Raw genomic sequence first — 26,097 nt, 5'->3', positions numbered from 1 at the left:
GTGCAAGCGGCAGGGGAAGACGACGGTCGGCAGCGCGGTCGACCACATCAAGCCGCTGTGGGCTGGCGGATCCGATGAGCCCGAGAACAAGGAACTGCTCTGCATCCCGTGCCATGACACCAAGACGACGCGCGAAGCAGTCGAACGAGCAAGGGGCTACTGATGAACCTGGACGACATCGACGTGACGATCACGAAGCTGACCATGCGCCCCGGTGACACGATGCTGGTCTCGTCGGCAACTCGCCTGACCACGCAGCAGATGGTAGCGATGCAGGCGCACGTGAAGCGCGTCCTGCCGCCAGGCGTGAAGGGACTGATCGTCGTGCCGGGCCTCGGCGTCGAGGTCATCCCAGCCGGCGCCGCAGTGCCCACGCGGTGACCCCAAGGGGGGGGTGCTTAAACTGTGAGCACTTCTCAGCTGGACACCGCACTGTATCTCACGCGCAGAAAATTTCCCCCTTGGAGGAATTTGTTAATGGCTTTAACAGGCAAAAAGCGGGCCTTCGCCGATGCCAAGTTGGCCGGTCTCTCGAATAAGGATGCGGCAATCGCAGCCGGTTACAGCGCGGCGACCGCCTCGGCCGCAGGATCGCGACTTGTTAAAGACGCGGAGGTCGTGAACTACCTGGCCGAGCGGACAAAAGAGGTGCGCAAGCGGGCCGAAGGAAAGGCGGCCGCCGCGCCGCCTGCAAAACCCGAGCGGCCACCATTCGATCTCGCATCGCTGATGCACCACTCCGACCCGAAGGCTTTTTTGAAGGCTGTCATGAACGAGCCGATGGTCGACATCAAGCAACGGGTCGACGCGGCGAAGAGTCTGCTGCCGTTCGAGCACAAGAAGCTCGGCGAGGGTGGCAAAAAGGAACAGCAGCAGCAGGCCGCCGAGAAAGTCGCTGGCCGATTCAGCCAGGCCGCCGCGCCGCGGCTGGCCGCCAACGGTGGCAAGAAGGTATGACCATGGAATGGAGCACAGCCTGCCAGGACTGGTGGGAACGGCTGGTCGCACGCCAGTCGATCATCCCGCCGCCGATCTTCCCTGACGAAGCGGAGCGCGCGCTGGCGATCTTCAAGGAGCTGAAGGTCGTCGACTTGCCCGGCAAGCCGACGTTCGGCGAAGTGTGCGAACAGTGGGTGTTCGACTTCGTGGCAGCAATCTTCGGCGCGTATGACGCCGAGACGGGCAACCAGCTGATTCGCGAGTTCTACCTGCTGATCAGCAAAAAGAATTCGAAATCGACGATCGCCGCCGGCATCATGCTGACGGCCGTGATCCTGTGCTGGCGTGATGGAGAGGAGCACCTGATCCTGGCCCCGACGAAGGAGGTTGCCGACAACTCGTTCAAGCCGGCGGCCGCGATGGTGCGCGCGGACGCGGAGCTGCTCGAGCTGTTCCAGGTGCAGGACCACATCCGAACGATCACGCACCGCGTATCGAAGGCGTCGCTCAAGGTGGTAGCGGCTGATACCGACACGGTGTCCGGCAAGAAGTCGGGCCGGGTGCTGGTCGACGAGCACTGGTTGTTTGGCAAGAATGCCAATGCCGAGGCGATGTTCCAAGAAGCCACCGGCGGCCAAGTGTCCCGCAACGAAGGTTGGGTCATTTACCTGACCACGCAGAGCCAGGAGCCGCCAGCCGGCGTGTTCAAGGAGAAGCTGCAGTACTACCGGGATGTGCGTGACGGGAAGATCCACGACCCCAAGTCGCTCGGCGTGCTCTACGAGTTTCCCGATCACATGCTGAAGTCGAAGGCGTACCTCAAGCCAGAGAACTTCTACATCACGAACCCGAACATGGGGCGCTCGGTCAGTGCGGTATGGCTGGAAGACCAACTGCGGAAGTACCTGCACAAGCAGGACGGCTCGCTGCAGACTTTCCTCGCTAAGCACCTGAACGTCGAAATCGGCATGAACCTGCGGTCGGACCGCTGGGCAGGCGCCGATTTCTGGGAGCAGGCTGCCATCCCGGTGTTCAGCCTGGAGGAGTTGATCGAGCGTTCGGAGGTGCTGACGGCCGGCGTCGACGGCGGCGGCCTGGACGATCTGCTGGGTTTCAACGCGACCGGCCGCTGCAAGACCACGCGGCGGTGGTTGACGTGGGGGCACGCGTGGGCGCACCCCTCAGTTCTGGAGCGCCGCAAGGATATCGCCCCGATGTTGAGGGATTTCGCCGCCGCTGGCGACCTGACGCTGGTGGAGCGGATCGGTGACGACGTGGCCCACGTGGCCGACTTGGCGGGGCAAATGGAAGCGTCCGGCAAGCTCGACAAAATAGGTGTCGACCCCAGCGGCTTGGGCGGCATCCTGGACGCGATGATCGAGGCGGGTGTGCCGGAGGAGAAGATCGTCGGGATATCGCAGGGCTGGAAGCTGACCGGCGCGATTAAGACTGCCGAGCGGAAGCTGGCCGAAGGCGTGTTGGTGCATGCCGGCCAGCTGCTCATGGCTTGGTGCGTGGGAAATGCCCGGGTCGAGCCGCGCGGGAATGCAGTGCTGATCACAAAGCAGATATCCGGCACGGCGAAGATCGACCCGTTGATGGCAATGCTCAACTCCATATCGCTGATGGCTCTTAACCCAGGTGTCGAGGTGATGCCTGAAATTATCGTATTGGACCTTTGATGACCGGAACACTGCTGAACCTCGAAGCCGCGCGCCACGAGTCGCGCGTGCTGGGCAGTTGGCTGGCAGAGCGGGACGGCGCTGCGACACGCGCAGGCTTAGCGCCTGCCGTCGTGGCTGCCGCCGAGAACAGCCATGAGGCTGGCTTTGACGCAAATAGGCTGGCAAGCATCTTCGGGATGCCGGCCACGTCGTCCGCCGGTATGGCGGTGACCGCCGACACTGCAATGCGTGTCTCAACTGTCTACGCCTGCGTGTCGCTGCTGGCCGGTGCCATTTCGACGCTGCCGATCGGCGTGTTCGAACGGGCAGGCGATGTGCGGCAAAAGGTCTCGCACGACTACTGGTGGATGCTCAACGAGCAGGCCAACGAGGACATGACGGCCGCGGCGGCGTGGGAATACATGATCAGCGCGAAATGCTTCTACGGCGATGCGTTTGCCGAGCTGTTGCGCCCGAGTCCATCCAGCAACCGGGTGATTGGCTGGCTGCCACACCACCCGCTGCGGGTCCAGCCATTCCGCGATACCAGCGGCCGCAAGTGGTACCGCGTGCAGCCGGAAATCGGCGCATCGTACGTGCTGGACCCGGCGGACATGATCCAGATCCCGAGCCTGGGATACGACGGCCTGGTCAGTCCGAGCCCGATCACGCACGCCGCGCGTGAAGTGGTCGGCGCCGCGCTGGCCGGCGATGCGTTCACGGGCAGGTTCTTCAACGACGGCGGCAACTTCGATTACGCCCTGAAGATGACGTCGAAGCCCGACCCGGAGCTGCTCGAGATGCTGAAAGCCTCGCTGCGCTCCCGTATGGGCGGGCCGGGCAGCCGCAGTCCGCTGATCCTGACCGGCGGTTTGGAACCCGCGCAGCTGAGTGTGAACTCGAAGGACGCGGAGATCTTGGGCACTCGCATGTTCGGTGTAATGCAGATTTGCGCCATCCTCGGCGTGCCGCCGCACATGATCGGAAGTACCGAGAAGGCCAGCAGCTGGGGGACCGGCATGGCGGAGCAGGGCGGCAACTTCGTGCGCTACACCCTGCGCCGGCACCTGACGCCGATCGGACAAGAGCTGAACCGCAAGCTCTGGCCGGTGCGCCAGCGTTATTTCGTAGCGCACGAAACCGAGGCGCTGGAAAGTGGGGATATGAAGGCGCGTGCGGAGGCATACCGGATCGCGCTGGGCCGTGCCGGTGAGCCCGCCTGGATGACGCAGAACCAGGTGCGCCGCGCCGAAAATATGCCGCCTGTCGAAGGCGGAGATCAACTATTCAATGGAGCCAAGGATGCCCCTGCAAAAACTGCTGGCGAGCAATAAGACCCGGCCTGATCGGCTGCCGCAGTCGCGAATTGCCGCCGAAGGCGGCGACACGACGATCTACATCTACGACTCGATCGTTGCCGACGAGGAAACCGCTCGGTGGTGGGGCGGCGTCTCCGCCGAGGCGCTGGTGCCGCAGATCCGAGCGATCAAGGGCGGCACCGTGCACCTGCGGATCAACAGCCCCGGCGGCGACGTGTTTGCCGCACAGACCATCTGCCAGGCCATCCGCGACACCGGCGCCCGGGTGGTGGCCCACGTGGACGGCTATGCCGCCAGCGCGGCGACCGTGATCGCGATCGCGGCCGACGAGGTCGAGATTGCCCCAGGCGGATTCTTCATGATCCACAACGCCTGGACGTGGGCGATGGGCAACGCGAACGACCTGACGGCCACGGTAACGCTGCTGTCGAAAATCGACGGCACGCTCGCCGGCCAGTACGCAGCGAAAAGCGGCATGAAGGTCGAGGATGTACGCGCCGCGATGGATGCCGAGACCTGGTACTCCGCGGAGGAGGCAGTTGCCGCCGGCCTGGTCGATCGTATCAGTGCTGGCACGAAGGCGGAGGCAGCGTGGAACATGAGCGCCTATGCCAAGGCGCCGAAGATCGAGAACAACACCCCCGGTATTGAAGATATCGCCACCGGCGAACACCGGGCCCGCCAGCAGCAGCGAATCGCCATGCTGGCCCGCCTGCAGCAGTAATCGCGCTCTCGCGCCAACAACCAGCCGCCCACCGAGGCGGCTTTTTTTCGTCCCACCGGCCGCGAGAGCGGACCAAACCCTGAGGAAAATTCATGTCGAAACTCGCACAACTGCGCGAACAGCGCGCCGCCGCTGCCAAGAAGGCGCAGGACCTGAACAACAAATACCCGGCGAACCAGCGCATGCCGGCCGCCGAGGCCGCGCAGCTGGACGGCTTCCTGGCCGAAGTCGAGGCGATCGACAACGAGATCGCCCGCGAACAGCGCCTGGCACAACTGGCCGGCGACAACCCCGGCGCCGAGCACGAAGCCGCGCTGAATGCAGCACTGCGCGGTGGCGGCGGCCAGACCGACGAATCCACCGCGCTGCGCGCGATGCTGAGCGGCGGCCTTGGCGCGCTGACGGCGGAACAGCGGACCGCCATGAACAACCGCGTCAACCCCGACATCCGTGGCGCCATGTCGACCACCAACGGGACCGAGGGCGGCTACACGGTCGCGACCGAATTCAGCCGCACCCTGTACGAGGCTATGCGTGCGATGTTTGCCGTGCGCAGCGTGGCCACCGGCATCCGCACCTCGACCGGCGCGCAGATGCTGTTCCCGACAGCCGACTCGACGCAGGAAGAAGGCGCGATCGTCGGCCAGAACCAGCCGGCGGGCACCGGTGACACCGCCTTCGGCCAGGCATCGATGGACGTCTACAAGTACACGTCCAAATCGATCGCGCTGCCGTTCGAGCTGCTGCAGGATTCGATGTTCAACATCGAGGAATATATCCAGACGGTGCTGCGCCTGCGCCTTGGCCGTATCCAGAACCGCCACCACACGGTCGGCACGGGTGCCAACCAACCGCGCGGCATGGTGACGGCAGCATCCGCCGGCAAGATCGGTGCCACCGGCTCCACGGTCACCGTGGCCTACGACGATCTGGTCGACCTCGAACACTCTGTCGATCCGTTCTACCGCCCATCCGGCCGCTGGATGATGCACGACGACACGCTCAAGGCTCTGCGCAAGATCAAGGACGCAAATGGCCGTCCGATCTTCGTGCCGGGCTACGAGCAGGGCAATCCGGGCGGCGCTCCGGACCGCCTGCTGGGCCGCGAGATCGTGATCAACCAGCACATGGCCTCGATGGCGGCGAACGCGAAATCAGTCCTGTTCGGCGATTTCAGCAAGTACCTGATCCGCGACGTGATGGACGTCACGCTGTTCCGCATGACCGACTCGAAGTACACCGAGGCTGGCCAGGTCGGTTTCGTCGCCTTCTGCCGCTCCGGCGCGAACCTGGTCGATGTCGGCGGCGCGATCAAGTACTTCCAGAACTCGGCAACCTGATGACCAGCTGCGGCCGGGCAGCCGGCCGCAATGAAAGGAATGACCTGATATGGGAAAAGTAGCAAAAGCCAGCGCCGCGAGCGCACCGGCGGCAACAGCCGTCGACCAGGCGATCATGCCGGCAGACAGTGGCGCCACGGTGGAACCGGTGGCTGTCCAAGCGCCCGAGCTGGATAGCGGTGCTGCCGCTACCGAACCGACCGCCAGCGAGGCGCCCGCACCGGCCGACAACGCAGTCGCAGCAGATGCAGTCGAGGAGCAAGCCGCCGCGATCGAGGAGGCCGCTGCCGTGGTGGAGCAAGCTGACGCCGGTCCATCGCCCGATCTCGGGGCTAGCGTCGTCGAGGCCGAACCACGCGGCACAGGAGTCGATGACGCCATCGATCCGCCCCCTGCAGCCGCGCCACGTACCGTGCGCGCTCGCGTTCTCGCGTTTTGCAACCTGGGAGCACCAGACGACGTGATCGAAGTCGAAGCCGACCTGGTCACAACGCTGGGCGACGTGATCGACACGGATCCGGCCGCCGTCTCCTACGCCGAATCGCTGAAGGCCTGACCATGGCAGCAGTGTGCACCGCGCCGGCCGCCGTGCTGGCCGTATCCCTCGATGACGCGCGCGAGAAGATCCGCGCAACGGCCGATGACGGGCTGGACACGCAGCTCGATCTATCGTTGCGAGGCTTGATTGCCGAGGTCGAGCACGAAACCGGTCACTGCTTGATGGAGTCCGGCTGGCGGGTCACGCTGGACGAGTTTCCGCAGTGTCCCGGCCACGAGCCAACCATTCGGCTTCCGCACCCGGCGCGCGCGGCGCAGTCGGTGGTGTACGTCGATGGCGCGGGCGTAGAGCAGGTGCTGCCGCCCTCCGCCTACGAGGTGGTCGTGGAACGGTACCGCTCGTTTCTGGCACCGGTGGCAGGTAACTGGCCAGCGACAGCGGCGCGCCGCCGCGCGGTGCGGATTGAATGCACCGCCGGCCACGGCACCGATCCGACCCAGACGCCCGACGTGGCCCGCCAGTACATCCTGGCGCGCCTCGAGCTGGAGTACTGCCCGCCGTTACACGCGCCGACCGTGGAGCAGCTGGGCCGCATGCTGTCCTCGCTCACCGTCTACGGGTGACCCATGGCGAAGAACAGCAAGATCACAATTCAGCAGCCTGGCACTTCGCGCGATGAAAATGGTGAACGCATCGATGCTTGGACGAATGTAGTGCAGGTCTGGGCCGATATCCGCGATATCAGCGGGCGTGAGTTTGTCGCAGCCGGCGCTGAGCGTGCCGAGGTCACTACCAAGATCCGCATTTGGCGCCGCAGCGACATTACGTCGGACATGCGCGTGCTGCGCGGCGATCTGATTTACGACATCAAGGCATCCCTCGATGAGGGGCGCGACACCACCTTGTTGATGTGCATTCGGAGGGCATTATGACAATGAGTATCAACACATCAGCCTTCCTTTCAGGCATGCGAGGCGCGATCGACCAGGTGTCGAAAGCGGTGAGCGAGTCGGGGCTGCGAAAGGCGGGTTTCGCCGGCGCCGCGGTCCTTCGTGACGAGGCAAGGCAGAACGCCCTGGCGAACGCAGATACCGGAACTGTGGTGCGAAACATCATTGTCAAGCACGTAGAAGAAAAGTCGGACGGTGCGCGGATCCAGACGTACTACGTGATGGTGCGGGCGGGCAAGTTCGGCAATGACGGCGACGCCTTCTATTGGCGCTTCGTCGAGAACGGTCACAAGATCGTCCGGAGGAAAACCAACAAGCGGATCACTTGGAAGCGGCATCGGCAGCTTGAAGAGTTGGAGTTTGGTAGCAAGCGGGTCGAGCCGAAGCCATTCATTCGTCCAGCCTTGGACTCGAAGCGCCAGGCCGCCACCGATGCAATGCGGGCTGAGCTTGCCAAGGCGCTCGGGGAAGGAACGGGTGGGGCATGAGTTTGGAATCGCAAATCACTGCCGCGCTCGAGCCGCTGGCGCCCGGTCGCGTGTTCCCTGATGTAGCGCCAGACGCCGCACTTCCTTACATCACGTACCACCAGGTGGGCGGCGAGGTCATCAACTATACCGACGGCTCTATTCCAGACCGCTCAAACGCCCGCGTGCAGATCAATGTATGGGCCGTGACCAGGGCGGCGGCATCACATCTCGGTGCTCTGGTCGAGGGAGCAATTCGCGGAGCGCGCGAACTTCAGCCAACGGTGCTCTCGGCGCGCGTCGCGATGTATGACGACGAGAGTCGAGCAAAGGGCACAAGGCAGGACTTCAGCCTCTGGTACTAAGTTTCACCACCCGTTCGGGTAATGCAGTAGCCGCTCACGCGGCTATTTTTTCGTCTATTGAAAGGAAATCACATGGCCCAGGTACCCACTGGCACCACCTTCTTCGTCGCCTCGGCCTACGGCCCGGCGAAAACCACCACCATCGTCAGCAATGCCACGGAGGCGGTCGTTACCAGCGCAGGCCACGGCTTTGCGAACGGCGATATCGTCGAGATCACGTCGGGCTGGGGCCGTCTGAACCGCCGCAACTTCCGGGTGAAGTCGGTGACTACCGATACCTTCGCGCTGGAGGGGCAGGACACTACCAACAACACCTTCTTCCCACTCGGCGGCGGCCTGGGCTCGGTGCGCAAGGTGCTGACTTTCACCCAGATTACCTCGGTGATGAGCCCGCAATCGAGCGGCGGCGAGCCGAAGACGGTCACCTACAAGTTCCTGGAATCGGACGTCGAGTATTCGATCAACGATGGTTTCTCGGCCACCAGCTACACCATGAACCTGGACGCCGACGCGATCAACTCTGCCAGCTACGCTGCCTGCAAGACGCTGACGGAGGTGCAGACCGACACCTGCCTGAAGATGGTCACCCGCTCGGGCTCGATCATCCTGCAGCCGTGCACCGTCGCGCTGAATGAAGCCGTGAAGCTGCAGGACGGCCAGATCAACCAGGTGTCCGTCGCCTTCAACGGCAACAACCGCCTGACCCGCTACGCCGCGTAACACCCGTTTGTTGCCTTGCTCGCCTATGGCGGGTTCCAGCCCGGCAGGTAGCTCCTGCCGGGTCTTTTTCACCTACGAAAGCACATCATCATGGCAAAAATCAAATTCTCCCTGACTGCATCCCCGACCTTCGATGCGATCGTCGCAATTCCGGTTCCGGGCAAAGGCACCGCGGACGTGAAGTTCACTTTTAAGCACCGCGACCGTGCGACCTTCCGCGAGCTGATGGATGGCCTGGCCGAGCCGGACGAAAACCGCACGGACGTCGATCTGGTGCTCAACATCGCCAGCGGCTGGGATCTGGATGAACCGTTCGATGCTGAACACGTGGGCCTGATGGTCGATCGCTACATCGGCTCGGGCACGGCGATCCTGAACACCTACCTGCACGAGCAAACCGGCGCTCGCCAAAAAAACTGAAAGAGCTCGCGAGGGCAATGTACACATTCCCTCCCTCGGAAGAGGAAATGGAGCAGGCCGGATTCTCGCCGGAAGACTATGACGAGGATCCAATCGTTGTTTGGCCGGACACGTGCCAGGCATTCGACCTGTTCCATTTCATGCAGACGCAGTGGCGCCGCGACAACGGCCCTTGCGGGCTCGATTACAACGTGCTGTTCCGGAAGATGGACCGGATGAATCTTTCGCCGGGCAAGTACGACGAACTCGAGGCAGATATCCAGATCATGGAGGCGGCAGCTCTCCATCAAATCAGGAGCAGTCGACCGAAGTAAGCAGTAGAAAGCGGAGAATTCAATGAGCGACACGCCACGCGTTGGTATTGAGGTAGCGGTAGACGGCAGCGGAGCGGAAGCGGGCCTGGCACGTGTAGATGCTGCTGTCACGCGGACTGGCCGCACACTCGATGCGCTGGGCAGTCGTGGTGGTGCAGCACTGGACGAGGTTGGCTCGGGTGGAACTGTGGCTGCTGGTCGTGTCGATTCTGCGACGCGGAGCATGGCCGCCTCGATTCAGCGTACCATCGCCGCGATGAGCGCGGGCGCGAAGGGGAGTGCCGAGTACTATGCGGCGCTCGCAAATTCGCGCGGCCTGAACGTCGCCGCCCTCAAGCCGTACTTGGACCAGCTGGACGCCGTCACAAAAAAGACTGCTGCGGCAGCGGAGGCGCAGCGCCAGTTGGAGGCCGGCAGTCGATTCATGGACGGCCTGCGCTCGCAAGCTGAGAGCATTGGCAAGACGGCATCGCAACTGGCAGCGCTCCGTGCTGAACAACTGGGCGTTGCCGAAGATGCGCGCCCCTTCATCGAGCAGTTGCGTGAGGCAGAAGAGGCCGCTGGCGGGGCGACCGAGTCGTTCAGCGGCATGGCTCAGGCAATCTCTGCCATCGCCTTCGGCGGTAGTGTGGCGGCGATCGTTCAGTTGTCGGACGAATATGGGAAATACGTGGCGCAATTGCGCCTGGCCACCGAAGGCCAAACCGAGTTCCAGAATGCACAGAACGCCGTTCGTCGCATTGCGACCACGTCTCAAGCTGACCTTTCGGCCACGGCAAGCCTGTACGCCAACATCACCAAGGGCACGCGCGAGCTAGGCCTGGCACAGGCGCAGGTAGCGAACATCACTGAGACCGTCAGCCTCGCGCTCAAGGTCTCGGGGGCGAGCGGTGCAGAGGCCTCGTCGGCCATCCTGCAGCTGTCGCAGGCATTCGCGTCCGGCACGCTCCGTGGCGACGAGTTCAACTCCGTCAACGAGGCCGCACCACGCCTGATGCAGGCCTTGGCCGATGGCATGGGCGTGCCGATTGGCGCTCTGCGCAAGATGGCGGAAGAGGGCAAGTTGACCACGGCGGTCCTCGCTGACTCTCTGCCTCGAGCCCTTGGTACTCTACGCGGCGAAGCGAAGTCCGTCGAGTCGATCGCTGGGGCTTACGCTGTCCTGAAGAACAACATTCTGGAGATGGTCGGCGCCACTGCACAGTCGAATGGCGTCGTTTCGGCGCTGTCCGGCAGCATCAACCTGCTCGCCGAGAATCTAACCTTGGCAGCTGGTGCGATGACCACGGTTGCCGCGGTGAAGTTAGGAGCATCGCTTGCTGCAGCCACTCGCGACGCTTACGCCAATGCTGCGGCAAACCAGGCTCGTCTCACTTCGAATCTGGCAGCGGCGCGTGCTGATGTGGCGGCCACCGCATCAGCATCGGCGCTGGCCGCTGCCCGTGTGGCGGAGCTTCGTGCGTCCGTCTTGGCTGCTGACGGTGCTGTCGCCCTGGCGATCACCACCAACGGCTTGATCCCGGCGCAGACGCGCGCGGCCGCAGCGTCGGCTGCTCACACTGCGGCCTTGTCCGCGCAGACTTCAGCCATAGGCGCGGCGTCCGTAGCAGGACGCGCAGCAAGCGGCGCCCTGGCTCTGCTGGGCGGGCCAGTCGGCGCCGTCATTGCTCTGCTGGGCGTAGCGGCTACTGCATGGGCGGTGTGGGGCGAAGCCGCGGAGAAATCCGGAAAAGATGTCAGTGAGACTACAGAGGCAACCACCGAAGAAGTCATTACCAGCCTGGATAAGCAGATCGCCAAGATCAAGGAGCGCAACCGCCTTGCCGAAATTGGCTTCAAGCCTGCTGAAATTCAGGCGCCCGGCGCCGAAAAGCTGGCAGAGGTTGTCGCCCAAATCGACCGGGTCGCTAAGGCGGAAGGCGACTATGCGAACCTAAGCCTTGCCGCCCGCACCGAAATCCTGAAAGTGCTGGGCGGGCAATACGGAGTTTTGACCGAGAAAATTGCGGCGTTCAATCGCGAGAGCGAGGTGGACGCCAACAACCGGAACAAGAAAACTGCCGGCGAGTGGATGCTGAAATATGCAAACAATGCCGAGAAGATGACCAAGGAGTTGGAGAAGGCGCGCGAAGAACTCGGCGCCGCGTTCACTCCGGAGCTGGAAAAGCGCATCAAGAAGGCGTTCGAAGAGCGGAAGAGTGGTGCGGACAAGGAAGCGAGCGCCTACGCGAACCTCAAGACGGCTATCGACGAGCGCATTGCGCAGACCGCGCGCGAAGCCGCCGGCCTGAAGCCGTTGACCGACTCGCAGAAGATGCAGGTCGAGCTGGAGGCAGGCCTGGCATCCGGCAAGCTGAAGCTGACGGCCGCCCAAAAGGCCGAGTACGAGGAAAAGGTGCGCGGCCTCGCGGCCAATGAAAGCGTCATCGAGTCGCAGAAGCGCGCGGCACGCGGGCAGGCCGAAGTCGAGAAGCTGTACAAATCGCTGGCGGACGAACGGAAACGCGAGATCGAAACAGCGCAGCAGGAGGCCGATCGCAACGTGCAGGTTGCGGCGACCTATGGGCTGACGAAGGCGCAGATTGAGGAGCTGACGTTGGCCCGCCTGGAAGACCAGCTGGTGCAAGCAAAGTCCCAAGGGATGGTGCTCGACGATATCGAACATCTTCGCACGTTGATCGACCTGAAGAAACGCAGTGTCGAGGCGCTCAAGGAAGTGGATGGGCGCGAAGTCGCGGCGAAGGCCGCCAAGGAAGCGGAGGAGGCCTGGAAGCGTACCGCCGCTTCCATCGAAGAATCGCTGACCGACGCCCTGATGCGCGGCTTCGAGAGTGGCAAGTCGTTTGCGGAAAATCTGCGCGACGCCACGATCAACATGTTCAAGACGATGATCCTGCGGCCGACGATTCAGGCTGCATTGCAGCCAATGTCGTCTTCGCTCACCTCGGCGTTCCAGTCTGCTAACACGGGAGGATCGAGCTTCGGCAGTACGATGGACTTGATCGGCATGGGTAAAACCATCTATTCCGGATTCACCGGCGGCTTCACGACTTCACTTGGTAGCATGGTGACCACTCTGGGAGAAACGTTCGGGTCGGCTGCCATGACCTCGTTCGGTAACGGACTGTATGGCGGTGCAGGGTCCGCAATGAGTGGAGCTGCTGGTGCGGGCGCCAGCGCGGCATCGGCCATTCCTGTGATCGGCTGGATCATCGCCGGCATGAACATGTCGAACAGTCTGTACAAGCAGGGCTGGGACTTCAACAACGGCTCGGTCAACAAGCTCGGCCAGAACCTGGGCAGCGGCATCAATCTGGTGGACCAACTGGCGCGCAAGCTCGGGTTCAGCGACAGCACGGCGAATATCCTCTCCGGCCTGGCCCCGGTGTCGAAACTGTTCGGCCGCAAGAATCCCGAGATCGAAACGTCGGGCGTGAAGGTCGGCTTCGACGCGAACGGCGCATACGGCCACAACTACGCCAACATCCTTGAGAAGGGGGGCGTGTTCCGCTCCGACAAGCGGTATGCAATGGCGTCGGGCATCGACAGCGAATTCCTCGACAGCATCACGACGGCATTCGGCCAGATGAAGAGCGCGACGGCCAGCTTCGGCCAGGTGCTGGACATCACCGGCGTGGACATGGCGAACTTCTCCAAGACGATCGATATCGTGTGGGACAAGGACACGGCGAAGCGCGAGCAGCAGGTGACGGACATGCTGGCCGGCCTGGGCAACGATCTGGCGACCTACTTGGTGCCGAGCATCGCCACATTCACCAAATCGGGCGAGACGGCGTCGACGACACTGCAGCGACTGGCAGCCGAGGTGATGGGGACGGACGCGGTGCTCAACGCGCTTGGCGTGACGAGCCAGCAGGCCTTCGGTGCGGTCGGGCTGGCGTCGATTGCAGCGCGCGAGAGGCTGATCACGCTGGCTGGCGGCATCGAAGCGCTGGCGTCGCAGGTCGATTTCTTCAACGCCAATTTCCTGACCGATGCCGAGCGCATCGCGCCTGTGCAAAAGCAGGTGGCCGAGCAGATGGCCGCCTTGGGCTATGCCGGCATCACGACCTCCGAACAATTCAAGGCCGCGGTGATGGGGCTGGCGTCGTCGGGCGCGCTGGCGACCGAAGCTGGGGCGAAGTCGTACGCTGGCCTGATGGCGATCGCGCCGCAGTTCAAGGTGGTGGCCGACTACATGCAGCAGATTGCGGACGCGAAAGCAGCAACGGAAGCCGAGGCAGCAGCCGAGGCACTGGATAAAGCCGCCGAGGCGCTGCAGGCGCTCAAGGACAATGCCGCGATGCTGCTGTCGGCAGTCGACACGGCAATGGATGCCGTGCACCGTTCCGTCGATGCGCAGCGCAAAGCGGTGGAGGACGCCTATCAGGCATCCATGGGGACGATCGAGGCCAGCATCGCGTCGGCTGGCGATTCTGTGCAGCGCCTGTCGAACCTGTCGGGCACGCTGCGCAATACACTGTCGGGAATGACAGCGCCTGGGCAAGAGGTCGGCACGCGCGCCGCGGCGCAAGATCAGCTTCGACAGATGCTGGCTGCTGCCAAGGCCGGGGGCATACTGCCCGATGCGGCGACGCTCGGCACCGTGCTGAGCCGCGTTACCGCGAGTAGCCAGGACGACTTCGCCTCGTTCCTTGACTACGCCCGCGACTACGCACACACGGCGTCCGACATCGCGGAGCTGTCGGGCCTGACGGACGACCAGCTGACGATTGCTGAGAAGCAGCTGCGCGCGCTGGAGGATCAGCGCGACGTGATGCAACGCCAGTACGAAGCTGAGATGTCTAGGTTGGACGGCATCATCGACCATGCGCAAACGCAGATCGACATTCTGAATGGCATCAACCAAGGTGTGTTGGCCGTACCAACGGCATTGGCTGCGCTGGCGTCGGCGATCGGTGCGGCCGGCGGCAACTCGATCATCCGCGACCAGTCGAACACGGCGCAGATCAACGGTCTGTACAACTCGCTGCTCGGTCGCGATGCCGAGGCAGCAGGCCTGTCGTTCTGGATGGACAAAGCAGCCAGCGGCTGGAGCATGGGCGACATTACCGCAGGCATCAAGAACAGCGCGGAGTATCAGCGACTGGTCCCCGGCTTTGAGTCGGGTGGCTCACATGCTGGCGGCTGGCGAGTGGTCGGCGAGGCTGGACCGGAGCTGGAGTACACCGGACCTTCGCGCATCTATTCGAACGACGCGAGCCGCAACCTGTTCGACGGTATCGAGCGGCGCCTGGAGAGCCTTGAAAAGGTCGTGGCGACTGGCGTATCACGGCTGATCGCGGAAACGAAGCGAGGCGCTGATGCTGCGGAGGAGGTTGCCGGCAATACACGCGATGAGGAGGTAATTGCATGACACTGCGAGTGATTCGCCCTGCCTGGACTGACGACGACCTAGTGGCGGTGGCCGCCAGGTTGTCGGAATCGAACGTGGCCGAGACAGTGCCGCTTTGGAATGCAACCGAAGCGTGCACGATCGGCATGCTTCGCCGGCGCGATACGACCCATAGGATATACGAGGCCGGCGCCGCCAGCACGGGCAAGGTGCCTGAAGAAAATCTGAATGGCACGCCGGCGCCGTGGATCGAGGTGGGTGCCACCAACCGCTTCGCCATGTTTGATGCCGTGAATAACACCGCGACCAGCAGTGCGAACTTGATCGACGTCACGCTGAGCGGCGTTCGCTTCGATTCGTTGTACCTCGGTGGGCTCGACGCGGCGAGCGTCGATATCACGGTGACGGCTGGAGCGACGGTAATCCATTCAAGCCATTCCGACCTTTTGCTGGACAACGTGTTCTCCTGGTCGGAATGGCTCAACGAAGACATCATCCGCGACACGGACCTGGTACTGCCGGACCTGCCTGGGTATCCCGGTGCGACCTTGCGTGTCCGGATCAACCAACCCGGGGGCACGGCAAAGTGCGGCACGCTCGTCGTCGGCCAATCGCGTGTACTGGGCAAGGTGCAAAGCGGCGTTAGCTTCCGGGCCAAGAGCAATACAAGCTACCGGGAAGACGGCTTTGGTGGCGTGAGGAAAACGCGCCGGCCGGCCGCCCGTCGCGTGTCGTGCCAGGTGTTCCTGCGCAATCACCTGGTCGACGAGGTGAACCGCTTCATGGTCGATTACGACGGCGACACGCTGTTGTGGTCGATGTCGGGCGAGTTCCGCACACTCAACGTGCTGGGCGACAAGGAGGACTTCGATATGACGGTGCAGAGCGGTGCTGGATCATATTACAACCTGCAAGTGCGAGGATTCATTTAATGCCATACCCACAAACTGATGTGACAGCCTTCGACGGCATCAACGTGCCAACCCGCGCGGACCCTGTGAATTGGAACGAGCGCAGCGAAGACGGCTGGGCGCGCCTAAAACCGGGCGGCGACCAGATGAACGTTCTAGCCAGCCAGATGAACGTCATGGCCGATGCTGCGCAGGCCGGCGCCACGACGGCCACGACCGCCGCCGGCACCGCGACGCAGAAGGCATCCGAGGCGGCCGGCAGTGCCGCCACAGCCAGCACGAAGGCGGGCGAGGCGGCCGACAGTGCGTCAGCAGCGTCAGGTAGTGCGACAGCAGCCGCCACAAGTGCAACGGCTGCGGCGAGCAGTGCCACGGGCCTGACGGCCACCAGCACGACGTCGAACACGATCGGCGGCGGCTCGAAGGCGTTTGTGGTGCAGGGCGGCAAGCAGTTCGTCCCCGGGGTGAATATCAAGGCGGTCGACGCCGGCAATGCGGCACGCGCCATCTACGGCACCGTCAACAGTTACAGCGGTACCGGGCTTTCGATCGACGTGGTGACGTTCGAAGGATCCGGCACGGTCACCAACTGGAACATCTCGGTGACAGGCCAGCGCGGTCCGCAAGGCCCACTCGGCGGCGGCCGACCTTTCACCGAAACAAACATGACGGCCGGCGGCACCTGGGTGACCGACGCAGAGGATTTCAAGGTGGTACTGCAGGGGCCTGGATCGGGCGGCAAGCAGCTGTTCGGTGGATCGTCCGGCGGCTATGTCGAGAAAACCTTCCGCAACGTTCCGCTCGGTACGGTCTGCACGTACACCCAAGGCGCCACGGGGCTCGGCACAACCAGCGCGAATAACAACGGCACCGATGGTGGTGATTCTGCTTTCACCGTGCCCGGCTTCGGCACGCTCACCGCCGGCGGCGGCAAGGTGCAGGGCTTCATCAACTCAGCCACGCTGGCTCTGCGCGCTGGCGGCGTGGCGACCGGTGGCGACCTGAATATTCCGGGACAGATCGGTGATGACCCGGCCCTGTACGAATACGTAAGCCAGCCTTTGGTCAACTTCCCTCGGAAGGGCGGAAACGGCGCGGACTCCATGCTGGGCAGGGGCGGCATCGGCAGGGCGGTAATAGTCAACAGCGCCGGCCTTGCTGTCGGGTACGGCGCGGGCGGCGGTGGCGGCTCCGAATCCGGGAGTGCTACCGGTAACGCCTCCAATGGCACGCCCGGCATTCTGCGCATTATTCGATAAAGAAAGCAGCTATGGAAACTATTACACCCCCGCCTTACCCATGCACCGGTGACGAGCCAGTGCTCGACCACATCGAGCTGCTCGACGCCGACGGCAACCGCGTCAACATGATCTGCGGCTCCAGCTGTTTCGCTGACTGGTACGCGCCGCAGGTCGACTGCACGTGGCGTGTCTACGTGCCGCCTCCTCCGGATGAGCCGCCCGCAGATCCGGCACCGGTCGATCCGCAGTAACCCGCCCTCAATTTCCGCATCAACCAAGGCCACCTCCGGGTGGCTTTTTCTTTTCCCATCTATGAAAGCTCACCCCATGAGTCTCGAAACGGCCGGCGGCGCAGCGGCAATCAAATTTTTCGGCGCGGCGGTCATCGCGTCGGCCTTGGGCACTGCGCTCGGCCTGGTGCTGATGTGGCCGCGCAGTCTGCGTGAGGCGTTCACGCGCTGCGCGTGCTCCTTCGCAAGCTCATTCGTCTTCGGCCCGCTTCTCGCCATGGCGGCGCATTCGCTGTGGCCAGGCCTGTTCGACTCCGCCCGCGCGTTAGGTCTGCAGTACGCAGGTACCGAGCTTGTCGGCCTGCTGTGGATCGGCGCGCCATTCCTTGTGCTTGCCGCATTGGGCGCCTGGTGGGTTCTCGGCGCCTTGGTGCTGTGGCTCGAGCGGCGCCGCGGCAAAGACCTGGGCGAGCTGGCGCGCGAGGTTGCAGCCGACGTCCGTAGCGTAAGGGAGGGCCTGTGATGCATATCACTGCTGAACAACTGCTCAAGATCGCGCCGAGCGTCGGCCAGGCGGCTGGCGTCTATACCGCCGCGCTGAACGCGGCTATGGACCGGTTCCTGATCAACACGCCGAAGCGGGCAGCGCACTTCCTGGCGCAGATCGTGCACGAGAGTGGCCGCCTGGAGCGATTCCGCGAGGGCATGAGCTACAGCGCCTCGCGGCTGCGTGACGTGTGGCCGTCCCGGTTCCCCAGCATCGAAATCGCCACGCAGTACCAGCGCAACCCGGAGAAGCTGGCGAACTACGTGTATGCCAACCGGATGGGAAACGGCGACGCCAAGAGCGGCGACGGCTGGCGGTACCGCGGCGCCGGCTGGATCCAAATCACCGGCAAGGCGAACCACCGCGACGTGGCCGGGGCTCTGGCCATCACCGGCGACGTCGGCGCCTGGCTGTCGACCGTGAACGGTGCGGCCACTTCGGCGGCCTGGTTCTGGTGGAAGTCCGGCTGTAACACGCTGGCCGACCGGGGCGACGTCGACGCGATCAGCGACCTGATCAACATCGGCCGGCGCACGGAGCGGGTGGGCGATTCGGTCGGCTTCGCTGATCGCCAGCGCCTGACGCGTCATTGCCTGCAGGTGCTATCGTGAACCCGTGGATTCTGCTGGGCGCCGCCGTGCTGTGGGCGGCCACGGCCGGCGGCGCGTTCTGGTACGGCACCGGCGTCGGCCGCGATGGCGAGATCGCCAAACAGGCCGCCGTCGACAAGGCCGTCATCGACACCCGCAAACTCGCCATGGAAGGGGCGGCAAATGCAATCTCAAAAATGGTTGTCCGCAATACCACCGTGCAGGGGCGAGTCGAAACGATCGTCCGCGATCGCCCTGTCTATCGTGATTGCGTGCACGGCCCTGACCAGCTGCGCAACATTAACGAAGCCCTCACCGGTCGGGCCGGACCCGCTGGTGATCGCGGCGTGCCCGGAGCTGACGCCGCTGAATGATCCGTCGTTCGGCGCCACGACGACGAAGCTCGTTCAGGTGGCCGGGCAGTACAACGTGTGCCGGGCCGCGGCCCTGGCCGGGCAGAAGGTAGAGTAGGGCGCCTGCTATACTGTTCGGGCATACAGTATTTCCACAGGCAACTATGTCCGGCTCCAGCCATCTCAACAGCGGCACGCCTCGTTCCGAGCGCACGCCCGGCCTCCCGGTCGCGGTGATCCTGCTGCGCCGCGACGGCCAGCGCATCACCGGCGACGAGTTCAAGGCCGCGGTGCCATTCCAGGGCTACCTTGTCTTGGGCCCGACACAGCGCCACCGAAGTGGCGGCGGCGCCTCGCACATGGCCGAGGTGATTCGGCCGGGCAGCGTGGCCACGGGCTCCGTCTGCAAGCCGCTGTTCAATCCAACGATCGAGAAGGCCGACGCGCGCGGGTTCGTGCTGAGCGGCTACGAGGTGCAACTGCAGGGCGGCGCGCCGGTGCACGTCGAGCAGGTGTAGCTGGTGCGGCCGCTGATGGCGGTGGATCCGCTCTCAGGCTGACGGCCGTCGTCTGCCGTCGGCATCCAGCACGCGGCCGATTACCCGTAGCGGCACGCCTTGGCGGCACAGATCATCAGCGGTCGCGCGGCGGCTGGTCACGGCGAGCCAGCGCAGGGCCTCGTCGACGAGGTTGCGCATGCGTGTGTTGAGCCTGTCGAAGTCTGGTTCCATGGTGCCTTCCAGGTGCAGTTTGCCGCAGGCGCATCACGGCGTCTTGACGCTCAACAGCATCCCAATATCGTTTCCGCAAGCCGATACGGTGCCGAATAAAATCAATGCGTTAGAAGCGGCAAACGCGCCTATGTTGCGGAAGTGAAAACGGCACAAGTAGCTGATCCATATCGGAAAGCCCATGGACTTGAAAACTGCCGACGGTGTGAGCCGTTCGTGAGTTCGAATCTCACCGCTTCCGCCAAACGAACTGAAGACTAGCCCCACACGATGGGGCTTTTTTTCGTCTTTTCATAGGAGAAGTGACCATTTTCGACGTCCGGCAGCGTCCGGCTGAATCTACCACCTTCCAGCACCGGAAGGTGGGTACGGAGGTGGGTAGAAAATCCGCCGTGAAAGGTGGGTAGGAAATCCGCCATCCCGTAAACGGCCTTGCGTTATCCAGGCGCTTCGACTTTCAACAAACCCTTGCCCTTGCTACATCCCGATCATTGAGCTTCGGGGCTTTTCCACGTTCGTCCGGATGCCCGCTTATTCTTGTTCCGCCGTGAATGTGGCGGGAACGGTGCAATTTCTTGCCTGTCGAAGTGGGTAGGTCGGTGGATAGAGGAGGGCGGCATGGGTTCCAGCATCAGGAAGTTATCTCCAATAAAGATCCGCAATCTCGACAAGCCGGGGCACTACGGCGATGGCGGCGGGCTATGGCTGCAGATTTCCGGTAGTGGCTCGAAGAGCTGGGTATTCCGTTACGACCTGGCCGGCAAACGCCGGGAGATGGGTCTCGGCTCGATCAATACCGTGGATCTTGCCCTGGCGCGGACCAGGGCGCAGGCCTGCCGCCTGTTGCTGCAGGATCGCATCGATCCGCTGGCCGAGCGGCGACGCGAGCGCGAGGCGCAACTTCTCGAACAGGCCACCCGCATCACGTTCGACCAGTGCGCCGCAGCCTACATCGCCGCGCATCGCGACAGCTGGAAAAGCGCCAAACACGCGAAGCAGTGGGAAAGCACGCTGGAAGGATATGCCAGTCCGGTCATTGGCGCGCTGGCGGTGGCGGCCGTCGATACGGACCTGGTGGTCAAGGTGCTGGCGCCGATCTGGCAGATCCGCACCGAGACGGCGGGACGATTGCGTGGCCGGATCGAGAGCATCCTTGACTGGGCTACTGTGAAGAAGTATCGGCAGGGCGACAATCCCGCCCGCTGGCGCGGGCATCTGGAAAACCTGCTGGCCGATCCAAACAGGCTGGCGCCCGTGAAGAATCATCCTGCCTTGCCGTGGCGCGAGATGACGCTGTTCATGGTGGATCTGCGCCGGCGTGAGGGTGTCTCGGCACGTGCCGTCGAATTCGCGATACTGACGGCTTGCCGGTCGGGCGAGGTGAGGGGGCAACCTGGACCGAGATCGATTTAGAGGCCGCCTTGTGGACCGTACCGGCGGCGCGCATGAAAGCAGGGAAGGAACATCGGGTTCCATTATCGACCGGCGCCATCGCGATACTGAGCGTGATGCCGCGTTCGAGCGGCTTTGTGTTCCCTGGCAGGGATATCGGTCTGGCCTTGTCCGACATGAGTCTGACGGCGGTCCTGCGGCGTATGGGGCGCACCGATATCACGGTGCATGGGTTCCGGTCGACGTTCCGGGACTGGTGTTCCGAGGCCATTGGGAATGCGTTTCCGAGGGAGGTTTGCGAGCACGCGCTGGCGCATAGCTTGCCGAACAAAGTCGAGGCGGCGTATCGACGTGGCGATCTGCTCGAAAAGAGGATTGCCCTGATGCAGGCTTGGTCGAATTATTGTTGCGAGGGCGACGGCAATGGGCTGGTCGACTGAGGGCGGAAGCTGTCCCGATTAGCACATGCGGGACAGTTCGGTAATACCTTCAAATTGAGCAGTGTATGAATGATGCCGCGGATGCTGTGCTGGTGTTGTTCGTAGAGGCGAAAGTCGGTGAAGGACCGGTCATCCTTCCACATGGAACCGAAGTACTCGTTTAGCCATACCAGCACTGGTGCGTCATGCGCCTCCAGGACGCTTTTCAGGCCCGCAAGCGTGTCGTCGAATGCTTGGCCACCCGTGAGCACGTAGTGCAGAAGTACCGGCCGGCCGGCTTCACGCAAGACATCAATAACGTGGTTCTTGACCATGTAGGCATCAGGGCACGAACGTCGATGTGCCATTGTCGATGACGGCGGCCGGGTCATGGATCACCATGGTGTTTCGGGCTTGCCGGGCTTCCATTCGAATTTCGGCAGGCCAGGCGACTTTGTCTGCTCAGGAGTCGCTGGCTTGACGGGCTTACGTCCTGAACTTTTCACTTTTTCCTGCCTGCCGCAACGTTGCAGGAAACGGTGCACCTCGCCTGACTTGGCCGTGATTCCCTGTTCAGCTAGGAAACGGCAAATCGTGATCAACGAGGCGCCTGCCTGGCGCAATTCGATAATCTCGGCTTGCCATTTGCCGAGCTTGCCTGGACGGCTGGGTTGGCGTGCAAGGAATTCCGAAACTGAGCTCATGGCCACCTCCTTGCGGCGACATGTTATCGAAAGAGGCGTTAGCACCTTTATGTGGGAGCAAGGAGTAGATCGATCGTGCGCGGTCGTACGAATTGCAGCCAAGCACACAGCGTTATGATCGATCGGCGGCGGTTTACTTTCTAGTTCATTGGCGCGGAGCACTGAGCAAATTCGAGGCCAGCTGATGCGCCACTGTCGGACTGCTGTCAATGGACTGTCGGTTCGCTGGCCATGCACTGGCGGTTCACTAACGCTTTCGCTGTCGAATGCTGACACTTTCGCTGACGGGGCACTGCCGCTTCCACTGTCGGGTTTTCTCAACTGCACTGAAAACGGTACCCGCTGGCATGAATTTGCCAAGAGCATTGCAAAGTGGCATGCGCGGGGAGGCCCCGCGACCCCGAGGGCGTTCTCACACATCACGCAACCTGCGGTTGCGCAGCACACCTTATCGGCGCTGGCGGAAACGTAATACGCTAACTTCTCAAAGACGACCTAGCTCACAACTATCTGGCCTAAGCACGATGCCGTTCCTCGGTCCACCTTGCAGAAGCGGCTTTTCCGAGGACTGCGCTTGTTGCCTTGCTATCGATACCGTTTCCGGGTAATCTGCTCTGATAATGCCTCTGAACAGAACACCCAGGAAGCTTAAAACGAATGGCGAAAGCGCCCTATATCGAGGAAGGTCGGTTACGGCACTTGCTCAAAGTCGCGGGAATTTCGGGGGAGTCGCCTCTACGAAATGTCGCGCTTCTCACGACCGTGTACGGTACCGGGATGATGCTCACTGAGATCGCTAGGATGCCCGTTCGTTCGTACCTGAATGGCAACGGGTCTGTGCGCGTGAAGTCCTGCGTTGACGCGGCCATCGCTTATAACGGCAAGGAGCGCCCGATCTACTGGTCGAACGCGAAGGTAACGAGTGCGATGGACGCATATCTTGCGTACCGCACGGCCCAACGCCAGGGGATTACTCCTATGGCTACCGCATTCCGGGGCCTGGACCCGGACGGGCCTCTTTTCTTGACCGGCGAAGGCCAGCCGTACAAGCTGATCGAGCGCCGGACTCGCTCTGGCACTCCTAGCTACTCATGCGACTCACTCAGCCAACTCTTTCGCAAGCTGCACCTCCAAGCCGGCATCGAGGGCGCAAGCGCGATGTCGGGGCGCCGTACCTTTGCTGTGCGCCTGGCGAACAACGGCTTCGATCTTCGACACATCAACGAGCTGCTCGGCCATGAAACGCTGACGGCCACGAAGCGCCTAATCAACGCCGATCCTGTCCGCTTGGGCGCAATCGTTGCGAGGGTCATTTGATGCCGAAAAAAGACCCCTACGACAAGACAAGCACGCAGCGCAGCAGCCGCATGACCGCGGGCATCAAAGAGGCTGGTGGCGCGGCCTTTACGGTACGTTTCAAAACGGCTGCGGAGCTGGCCGAGCTGGATGCCTTAGTCGCCGCCGGCATCGGTACCAGTCGGAATGACGTACTCCTGAAACTCGTTGCTGAGAAGGCGAAAGAAATGTTGAAATAGCTTGCATACCGTTGATACCAACGGTATGATGCAAAGCATGGGGTGACGCATAGTGCGGCGCCAGAACGGTAGGGAAATCGTATGACCGAGTTCGTTTTGCATTTCTCTGCGTATGGCCACTATGCGCGGAACCGGCACTATGAATTTACGGTTCTGTCTCGCAGTCTTGAGGCGGCGATAACAGCGGTCGAAAAGGTCCATTCGGATTATTACTTTCGGGGCTGCGTCGGCGCCTATTCAGTTTAATATCTTGTCGGGGAATCTCTACTTTGAACTCCAAAGATTACGGCTTTTTGTACACTCAATTGGGGCGATTGCTTGAGGTCGCTCCTAGCACTACAGATACGAGCGTATTCCGCACGCCAGAAGGTCTACAGTGGCTCGGCAGGGCACACGCGTTAGTAGTAGAGGCCGGGGTATCGACCGGTATGGATGCCACCTTATTCACTTCGGCGATGAGGAGCTTGAAAGACGGCGTCTACGGGAATGGACTTGCTGAGATTTTCCAAATTTTATACCGGGCATTGGCGCACTGTGAGCTCCGGTCTCCACAGTCTATGTCCGGTGCGTTTATCGCGGTTGGGAACAGCTTCGATGCATATGCGGCGCTCTCAAAGATACTTGGGGCGGCGACGCAGGATGTAATGATTGTTGACCCTTACATGGACGAAACAGCACTGACAGAATTTGGGGTTTCTGTTAAGGACGGTGTTACCTTGCGGCTGCTGGCGGATGAGGCAGCATGCAAAGCCACGTTTGCCCCTGCGGCTAGAAAATGGGCGGCCCAGTACGGCACTCACCGACCAGTCGCAGCGCGGGTCTCCGCACCGAAAACACTTCACGACAGGGCTATTTTCGTGGACGGCACGAAAGCCTGGACGCTGACTCAATCATTGAAAGACTTTGCGAAGCGTTCGCCAGCAGAAATCGTCAGAGCAGATGATACTGCGGCGCTAAAGATTGACGCGTATGAGCTGCTATGGGCGGGTGCTCGTTCAGTGCTCTAAATTCGAGGAAAATTGTATGCTCCCTAGAAACCTACAACGCTGGATGGCTATTTCCTTGTTGCTTTTGATGGTAAGCCCGCTTTTTGTCGCTTATGTGACCAACATCAGCGGCATAGCTTGGTGGATTTATGCGTGGCTTGGCGTCTTTTTATTGTTTGCCAAGATGAAAAAATCGGACCTGGCTACGCGGGGTGTAACCCTTATCGCATTAACCTGTTATGTGGTATTCGCTGGCCAATACCTTCTGACATCGGAAGCAGATAAGCCCGTTATCGGCATGCTAGCGAACATCATGTTGCTAATTGCCGGCGGGGTGGGCGGTAACTTCATATCTGCGCACTTTCTCAAGAAATAACGGCGCCTGAACTGCACGGCGTCGACCTTCGGAAAACCGCGCCTGGCATTGGGCGCCCGCAGTCGGCCGGCAGCCGTAGAGAATTGTATGTCTCAGCAACCACAATTTGTCATCGGTCGTGTCGACCATATCATTCAAGGCAGCAAGGAAATTGGAAGTTCTGCGCGCCAAGTAGTAGGTGTCCGGGCAGCTGAGGTTACGTGCCGTTGCGGGCACTCGTGGGTTGCCACTGAGCGAGAAGGGCTTAGCGCAGCACTTGGTGGTCCGGTGGTCACCTGCCCGGTTTGCAAGGCCAGTGAGCAGGTAAATATGCGCTTGCTCCGCGCACCTTAACACAACGGAAAAGCATGGCGTATTTGCTCGCGACGATTGGAACGAAGGTGCAATGGTATGTGGTTGATACAAGCCGCCGCGGAGGAATTTCCGCATTCGCAAAAGGCGACTTTGACCTCGTAGATGTGCTTGATTTTGAAGTCGTCCCTGGCTTCGGCAATAAAGAAACGGCCAAGAAAGTTGCAATGGCGATAGGGTTGACGACCTGGCGCTATGTAAAAATGGACGGTCCCAAGCGGGTCTTAACTCTAATCAAGACTTAAGCGGAAAAACTGGACACCTGTTCGTTTGCTTGATGGATTGACCCGCTCAGTTTGACCCTCCCTCCACACCCGCGCGAACGCTGCAACCCTGTCGTAAGAACCCTCAAATCCCAATTCCTTCAGGTCCTCATGGATCTGCTTTAGCGTACGCCGCTGCTTTCTAGATCGTGCTGCCTCGGTCTTGAGCATGGCTGAAAGTTGAATCGAGTATTTGTCGATTGCGCTGCGCGAGCGCCGCTCGGTGTAGGCCGGCTCGGTGATTTCCTCGCGCAGGTAGCGCCGGACAGTGTTTCTTGAGATGCCTAAGCGTCTGGCGATCTCTCTAAGGGGGACCTGGTCACGAATGTGCCAGCGTCGAATAATGCCTAGTAGTGCCACGTCGATCACTCCGGTTCCCCACTCAACTTGT

The 26,097-nt window shown here is 62.1% G+C and carries 33 protein-coding genes and 1 pseudogene; 30 read left to right on the top strand and 4 right to left on the bottom strand.

Annotation, left to right across the window (positions count from 1 at the left end; genetic code table 11):
• The 23 genes from ACY65G_RS30110 to ACY65G_RS30000 form a co-directional block, all read left to right on the top strand.
• On the top strand, window positions 1-163 hold a 163-nt coding region (locus ACY65G_RS30110; RefSeq protein ID WP_465000958.1), incomplete at its 5' end, for an HNH endonuclease.
• Window positions 163-381 (top strand): hypothetical protein, encoded by a 219-nt coding sequence (locus ACY65G_RS30105; protein WP_465000957.1) that lies wholly within the window; start codon window positions 163-165, stop codon window positions 379-381. The genes ACY65G_RS30110 and ACY65G_RS30105, both read left to right, overlap by 1 nt.
• Before the next feature lie 96 nt (window positions 382-477).
• Window positions 478-957, top strand: a complete 480-nt coding sequence (locus tag ACY65G_RS30100) for a terminase small subunit (RefSeq protein WP_465000956.1) — start codon at window positions 478-480, stop codon at window positions 955-957.
• A gap of 2 nt (window positions 958-959) precedes the next feature.
• Window positions 960-2,621, top strand: coding sequence for a terminase large subunit (locus ACY65G_RS30095; protein ID WP_465000955.1), 1,662 nt, complete (start codon window positions 960-962; stop codon window positions 2,619-2,621).
• The gene (locus ACY65G_RS30090) at window positions 2,621-3,937 is read left to right on the top strand and encodes a phage portal protein (RefSeq protein WP_465000954.1); all 1,317 of its coding nucleotides are present in this window, start codon (window positions 2,621-2,623) and stop codon (window positions 3,935-3,937) included. Before ACY65G_RS30095 ends, ACY65G_RS30090 begins: the two co-directional genes overlap by 1 nt.
• Window positions 3,906-4,646 (top strand): head maturation protease, ClpP-related, encoded by a 741-nt coding sequence (locus ACY65G_RS30085; RefSeq protein ID WP_465000953.1) that lies wholly within the window; start codon window positions 3,906-3,908, stop codon window positions 4,644-4,646. Before ACY65G_RS30090 ends, ACY65G_RS30085 begins: the two co-directional genes overlap by 32 nt.
• A gap of 92 nt (window positions 4,647-4,738) precedes the next feature.
• Window positions 4,739-5,986, top strand: a complete 1,248-nt coding sequence (locus ACY65G_RS30080; RefSeq protein ID WP_465000952.1) for a phage major capsid protein — start codon at window positions 4,739-4,741, stop codon at window positions 5,984-5,986.
• Window positions 5,987-6,035: 49 nt separating this feature from the next.
• Window positions 6,036-6,542: a hypothetical protein gene (locus tag ACY65G_RS30075; RefSeq protein ID WP_465000951.1), complete on the top strand. Its 507-nt coding sequence runs from the start codon at window positions 6,036-6,038 to the stop codon at window positions 6,540-6,542.
• A gap of 2 nt (window positions 6,543-6,544) precedes the next feature.
• The gene (locus ACY65G_RS30070) at window positions 6,545-7,108 is read left to right on the top strand and encodes a head-tail connector protein (protein ID WP_465000950.1); all 564 of its coding nucleotides are present in this window, start codon (window positions 6,545-6,547) and stop codon (window positions 7,106-7,108) included.
• A gap of 3 nt (window positions 7,109-7,111) precedes the next feature.
• A complete protein-coding gene (locus ACY65G_RS30065) occupies window positions 7,112-7,417 on the top strand; it encodes a phage head closure protein (RefSeq protein WP_465000949.1) in 306 nt (101 codons plus the stop codon).
• A complete protein-coding gene (locus tag ACY65G_RS30060; RefSeq protein WP_465000948.1) occupies window positions 7,414-7,923 on the top strand; it encodes an HK97-gp10 family putative phage morphogenesis protein in 510 nt (169 codons plus the stop codon). The genes ACY65G_RS30065 and ACY65G_RS30060 overlap by 4 nt, the downstream gene beginning before the upstream one ends.
• Window positions 7,920-8,267 (top strand): DUF3168 domain-containing protein, encoded by a 348-nt coding sequence (locus ACY65G_RS30055; RefSeq protein ID WP_465000947.1) that lies wholly within the window; start codon window positions 7,920-7,922, stop codon window positions 8,265-8,267. Before ACY65G_RS30060 ends, ACY65G_RS30055 begins: the two co-directional genes overlap by 4 nt.
• 72 nt (window positions 8,268-8,339) lie before the next feature.
• The gene (locus ACY65G_RS30050; protein WP_465000946.1) at window positions 8,340-8,987 is read left to right on the top strand and encodes a phage tail tube protein; all 648 of its coding nucleotides are present in this window, start codon (window positions 8,340-8,342) and stop codon (window positions 8,985-8,987) included.
• A gap of 90 nt (window positions 8,988-9,077) precedes the next feature.
• Entirely contained in the window at window positions 9,078-9,407 is a 330-nt protein-coding gene (locus tag ACY65G_RS30045; RefSeq protein WP_465000945.1) for a phage tail assembly chaperone, read from the top strand.
• A 47-nt stretch (window positions 9,408-9,454) separates the two neighbouring features.
• Window positions 9,455-9,721: a DUF1799 domain-containing protein gene (locus ACY65G_RS30040; RefSeq protein ID WP_465000944.1), complete on the top strand. Its 267-nt coding sequence runs from the start codon at window positions 9,455-9,457 to the stop codon at window positions 9,719-9,721.
• Between the two features lie 22 nt (window positions 9,722-9,743).
• Window positions 9,744-15,098 (top strand): tape measure protein, encoded by a 5,355-nt coding sequence (locus ACY65G_RS30035; protein WP_465000943.1) that lies wholly within the window; start codon window positions 9,744-9,746, stop codon window positions 15,096-15,098.
• Window positions 15,095-16,009 (top strand): hypothetical protein, encoded by a 915-nt coding sequence (locus tag ACY65G_RS30030; protein ID WP_465000942.1) that lies wholly within the window; start codon window positions 15,095-15,097, stop codon window positions 16,007-16,009. The genes ACY65G_RS30035 and ACY65G_RS30030 overlap by 4 nt, the downstream gene beginning before the upstream one ends.
• On the top strand, window positions 16,009-17,247 hold the full coding sequence (locus ACY65G_RS30025) for a hypothetical protein (protein ID WP_465000941.1): 1,239 nt from the start codon (window positions 16,009-16,011) through the stop codon (window positions 17,245-17,247). Before ACY65G_RS30030 ends, ACY65G_RS30025 begins: the two co-directional genes overlap by 1 nt.
• Window positions 17,248-17,258: 11 nt before the next feature.
• Window positions 17,259-17,480, top strand: a complete 222-nt coding sequence (locus ACY65G_RS30020; protein WP_465000940.1) for a hypothetical protein — start codon at window positions 17,259-17,261, stop codon at window positions 17,478-17,480.
• 76 nt (window positions 17,481-17,556) lie between these two features.
• The gene (locus ACY65G_RS30015) at window positions 17,557-17,982 is read left to right on the top strand and encodes a hypothetical protein (RefSeq protein ID WP_465000939.1); all 426 of its coding nucleotides are present in this window, start codon (window positions 17,557-17,559) and stop codon (window positions 17,980-17,982) included.
• Window positions 17,982-18,617 carry a glycoside hydrolase family 19 protein gene (locus tag ACY65G_RS30010; protein WP_465000938.1) on the top strand — a complete coding sequence of 212 codons (636 nt, stop codon included), beginning with the start codon at window positions 17,982-17,984 and terminating at the stop codon, window positions 18,615-18,617. The genes ACY65G_RS30015 and ACY65G_RS30010 overlap by 1 nt, the downstream gene beginning before the upstream one ends.
• Window positions 18,614-18,970 (top strand): hypothetical protein, encoded by a 357-nt coding sequence (locus ACY65G_RS30005; RefSeq protein WP_465000937.1) that lies wholly within the window; start codon window positions 18,614-18,616, stop codon window positions 18,968-18,970. The genes ACY65G_RS30010 and ACY65G_RS30005 overlap by 4 nt, the downstream gene beginning before the upstream one ends.
• Window positions 18,971-19,113: 143 nt before the next feature.
• Window positions 19,114-19,467, top strand: a complete 354-nt coding sequence (locus ACY65G_RS30000; RefSeq protein WP_465000936.1) for a hypothetical protein — start codon at window positions 19,114-19,116, stop codon at window positions 19,465-19,467.
• 33 nt (window positions 19,468-19,500) lie between these two features.
• Here the strand turns inward: ACY65G_RS30000 and ACY65G_RS29995 are convergent, their stop codons facing one another.
• A complete protein-coding gene (locus ACY65G_RS29995) occupies window positions 19,501-19,680 on the bottom strand; it encodes a hypothetical protein (RefSeq protein ID WP_465000935.1) in 180 nt (59 codons plus the stop codon).
• Between the two features lie 618 nt (window positions 19,681-20,298).
• Here ACY65G_RS29995 and ACY65G_RS29990 point away from each other — a divergent pair.
• The gene (locus ACY65G_RS29990) at window positions 20,299-21,093 is read left to right on the top strand and encodes a tyrosine-type recombinase/integrase (RefSeq protein WP_465000934.1); all 795 of its coding nucleotides are present in this window, start codon (window positions 20,299-20,301) and stop codon (window positions 21,091-21,093) included.
• Between the two features lie 32 nt (window positions 21,094-21,125).
• On the top strand, window positions 21,126-21,512 hold the full coding sequence (locus ACY65G_RS29985) for a tyrosine-type recombinase/integrase (protein ID WP_465000933.1): 387 nt from the start codon (window positions 21,126-21,128) through the stop codon (window positions 21,510-21,512).
• On the opposite strand, the gene ACY65G_RS29980 is transcribed toward ACY65G_RS29985, so the two are convergent.
• Together ACY65G_RS29980 and ACY65G_RS29975 are read right to left on the bottom strand one after the other, a co-directional pair.
• Window positions 21,473-21,826, bottom strand: a complete 354-nt coding sequence (locus ACY65G_RS29980; protein ID WP_465000932.1) for a hypothetical protein — start codon at window positions 21,824-21,826, stop codon at window positions 21,473-21,475. The genes ACY65G_RS29985 and ACY65G_RS29980 overlap by 40 nt on opposite strands.
• A 60-nt stretch (window positions 21,827-21,886) precedes the next feature.
• Entirely contained in the window at window positions 21,887-22,195 is a 309-nt protein-coding gene (locus tag ACY65G_RS29975; protein ID WP_465000931.1) for a hypothetical protein, read from the bottom strand.
• A 657-nt stretch (window positions 22,196-22,852) separates the two neighbouring features.
• On the opposite strand from ACY65G_RS29975, the gene ACY65G_RS29970 reads away from it, so the two are divergent.
• The 5 genes from ACY65G_RS29970 (at window position 22,853) to ACY65G_RS29950 (ending at window position 25,688) form a co-directional block, all read left to right on the top strand.
• Entirely contained in the window at window positions 22,853-23,512 is a 660-nt protein-coding gene (locus tag ACY65G_RS29970; RefSeq protein ID WP_465000930.1) for a tyrosine-type recombinase/integrase, read from the top strand.
• Entirely contained in the window at window positions 23,512-23,730 is a 219-nt protein-coding gene (locus ACY65G_RS29965) for a hypothetical protein (protein WP_465000929.1), read from the top strand. The genes ACY65G_RS29970 and ACY65G_RS29965 overlap by 1 nt, the downstream gene beginning before the upstream one ends.
• 464 nt (window positions 23,731-24,194) lie before the next feature.
• Window positions 24,195-24,737, top strand: a complete 543-nt coding sequence (locus ACY65G_RS29960) for a hypothetical protein (protein ID WP_465000928.1) — start codon at window positions 24,195-24,197, stop codon at window positions 24,735-24,737.
• Between the two features lie 16 nt (window positions 24,738-24,753).
• Window positions 24,754-25,092: a hypothetical protein gene (locus tag ACY65G_RS29955; RefSeq protein ID WP_465000927.1), complete on the top strand. Its 339-nt coding sequence runs from the start codon at window positions 24,754-24,756 to the stop codon at window positions 25,090-25,092.
• A gap of 347 nt (window positions 25,093-25,439) precedes the next feature.
• Window positions 25,440-25,688 (top strand): hypothetical protein, encoded by a 249-nt coding sequence (locus ACY65G_RS29950; protein WP_465000926.1) that lies wholly within the window; start codon window positions 25,440-25,442, stop codon window positions 25,686-25,688.
• A gap of 57 nt (window positions 25,689-25,745) precedes the next feature.
• Here ACY65G_RS29950 and ACY65G_RS29945 read toward each other — a convergent pair.
• A pseudogene (locus ACY65G_RS29945) lies at window positions 25,746-26,075 on the bottom strand (helix-turn-helix domain-containing protein); the annotation flags it as partial.
• Window positions 26,076-26,097: the final 22 nt, after the last annotated feature.

The organism is Pseudoduganella sp. jia 12, from assembly GCF_055502675.1.
Note: the sequence above shows the minus strand (reverse complement) of the source record. Positions and strands in the feature narration are given on the sequence as shown.

What these genes read in the sequence shown, in the direction of transcription:
- ACY65G_RS30010 (WP_465000938.1), top strand. Translation starts at nt 17,982, where the DNA reads ATGCATATCACTGCTGAACAACTGCTCAAGATCGCGCCGAGCGTCGGC.
- ACY65G_RS30065 (WP_465000949.1), top strand. Translation starts at nt 7,112, where the DNA reads ATGGCGAAGAACAGCAAGATCACAATTCAGCAGCCTGGCACTTCGCGC.
- ACY65G_RS30020 (WP_465000940.1), top strand. Translation starts at nt 17,259, where the DNA reads ATGGAAACTATTACACCCCCGCCTTACCCATGCACCGGTGACGAGCCA.
- ACY65G_RS30090 (WP_465000954.1), top strand. Translation starts at nt 2,621, where the DNA reads ATGACCGGAACACTGCTGAACCTCGAAGCCGCGCGCCACGAGTCGCGC.
- ACY65G_RS29995 (WP_465000935.1), bottom strand. Translation starts at nt 19,680, where the DNA reads ATGGAACCAGACTTCGACAGGCTCAACACACGCATGCGCAACCTCGTC.
- ACY65G_RS30060 (WP_465000948.1), top strand. Translation starts at nt 7,414, where the DNA reads ATGACAATGAGTATCAACACATCAGCCTTCCTTTCAGGCATGCGAGGC.
- ACY65G_RS30105 (WP_465000957.1), top strand. Translation starts at nt 163, where the DNA reads ATGAACCTGGACGACATCGACGTGACGATCACGAAGCTGACCATGCGC.
- ACY65G_RS29990 (WP_465000934.1), top strand. Translation starts at nt 20,299, where the DNA reads ATGGGTTCCAGCATCAGGAAGTTATCTCCAATAAAGATCCGCAATCTC.
- ACY65G_RS30040 (WP_465000944.1), top strand. Translation starts at nt 9,455, where the DNA reads ATGGAGCAGGCCGGATTCTCGCCGGAAGACTATGACGAGGATCCAATC.
- ACY65G_RS29965 (WP_465000929.1), top strand. Translation starts at nt 23,512, where the DNA reads ATGCCGAAAAAAGACCCCTACGACAAGACAAGCACGCAGCGCAGCAGC.
- ACY65G_RS29955 (WP_465000927.1), top strand. Translation starts at nt 24,754, where the DNA reads ATGCTCCCTAGAAACCTACAACGCTGGATGGCTATTTCCTTGTTGCTT.
- ACY65G_RS30085 (WP_465000953.1), top strand. Translation starts at nt 3,906, where the DNA reads ATGCCCCTGCAAAAACTGCTGGCGAGCAATAAGACCCGGCCTGATCGG.
- ACY65G_RS30000 (WP_465000936.1), top strand. Translation starts at nt 19,114, where the DNA reads ATGTCCGGCTCCAGCCATCTCAACAGCGGCACGCCTCGTTCCGAGCGC.
- ACY65G_RS30055 (WP_465000947.1), top strand. Translation starts at nt 7,920, where the DNA reads ATGAGTTTGGAATCGCAAATCACTGCCGCGCTCGAGCCGCTGGCGCCC.
- ACY65G_RS29950 (WP_465000926.1), top strand. Translation starts at nt 25,440, where the DNA reads ATGGCGTATTTGCTCGCGACGATTGGAACGAAGGTGCAATGGTATGTG.
- ACY65G_RS30080 (WP_465000952.1), top strand. Translation starts at nt 4,739, where the DNA reads ATGTCGAAACTCGCACAACTGCGCGAACAGCGCGCCGCCGCTGCCAAG.
- ACY65G_RS30030 (WP_465000942.1), top strand. Translation starts at nt 15,095, where the DNA reads ATGACACTGCGAGTGATTCGCCCTGCCTGGACTGACGACGACCTAGTG.
- ACY65G_RS30100 (WP_465000956.1), top strand. Translation starts at nt 478, where the DNA reads ATGGCTTTAACAGGCAAAAAGCGGGCCTTCGCCGATGCCAAGTTGGCC.
- ACY65G_RS30070 (WP_465000950.1), top strand. Translation starts at nt 6,545, where the DNA reads ATGGCAGCAGTGTGCACCGCGCCGGCCGCCGTGCTGGCCGTATCCCTC.
- ACY65G_RS30025 (WP_465000941.1), top strand. Translation starts at nt 16,009, where the DNA reads ATGCCATACCCACAAACTGATGTGACAGCCTTCGACGGCATCAACGTG.
- ACY65G_RS30015 (WP_465000939.1), top strand. Translation starts at nt 17,557, where the DNA reads ATGAGTCTCGAAACGGCCGGCGGCGCAGCGGCAATCAAATTTTTCGGC.
- ACY65G_RS29985 (WP_465000933.1), top strand. Translation starts at nt 21,126, where the DNA reads ATGAAAGCAGGGAAGGAACATCGGGTTCCATTATCGACCGGCGCCATC.
- ACY65G_RS30075 (WP_465000951.1), top strand. Translation starts at nt 6,036, where the DNA reads ATGGGAAAAGTAGCAAAAGCCAGCGCCGCGAGCGCACCGGCGGCAACA.
- ACY65G_RS30095 (WP_465000955.1), top strand. Translation starts at nt 960, where the DNA reads ATGGAATGGAGCACAGCCTGCCAGGACTGGTGGGAACGGCTGGTCGCA.
- ACY65G_RS30035 (WP_465000943.1), top strand. Translation starts at nt 9,744, where the DNA reads ATGAGCGACACGCCACGCGTTGGTATTGAGGTAGCGGTAGACGGCAGC.
- ACY65G_RS30050 (WP_465000946.1), top strand. Translation starts at nt 8,340, where the DNA reads ATGGCCCAGGTACCCACTGGCACCACCTTCTTCGTCGCCTCGGCCTAC.
- ACY65G_RS30045 (WP_465000945.1), top strand. Translation starts at nt 9,078, where the DNA reads ATGGCAAAAATCAAATTCTCCCTGACTGCATCCCCGACCTTCGATGCG.
- ACY65G_RS29970 (WP_465000930.1), top strand. Translation starts at nt 22,853, where the DNA reads ATGGCGAAAGCGCCCTATATCGAGGAAGGTCGGTTACGGCACTTGCTC.
- ACY65G_RS29980 (WP_465000932.1), bottom strand. Translation starts at nt 21,826, where the DNA reads ATGGTCAAGAACCACGTTATTGATGTCTTGCGTGAAGCCGGCCGGCCG.
- ACY65G_RS29975 (WP_465000931.1), bottom strand. Translation starts at nt 22,195, where the DNA reads ATGAGCTCAGTTTCGGAATTCCTTGCACGCCAACCCAGCCGTCCAGGC.